Here is a 271-nt window from a genome sequence, read left to right as displayed (position 1 = left end):
TCACGGCGCTGATGGCGACAACCTCGAGTCCCTGAAGGGAGATCCTCTCGTACCCTGAGACGAGACCCGCAATCCCGAAACCTGAGCACGAGTTGCCGCACGCAAGCGAGGTGAGGATTGGGGAGCCCACGTCCGCCCCTCCTATCTTCACGGCGTTCGGAGAGAGATTTCCTTCGTTGCATATCTCTCTTGGCAGGATCTGCTCGCATATGGCCTTGACCTCCTGGCTCATCCCGTTCAACGTGAAGAAGGGGAAGCGGGTGTTAGCTAC

1 pseudogene is annotated in these 271 nt (G+C 58.7%); it reads right to left on the bottom strand.

Annotated elements, in window-relative coordinates:
• A pseudogene (locus tag L3N51_RS12435) lies at window positions 1–271 on the bottom strand (hypothetical protein); the annotation flags it as partial.

Source organism: Metallosphaera javensis (ex Hofmann et al. 2022) (genome assembly GCF_022064045.1).
Classification (GTDB): domain Archaea; phylum Thermoproteota; class Thermoprotei_A; order Sulfolobales; family Sulfolobaceae; genus Metallosphaera; species Metallosphaera javensis.
This window is presented reverse-complemented; position numbering and strand designations above follow the sequence as displayed.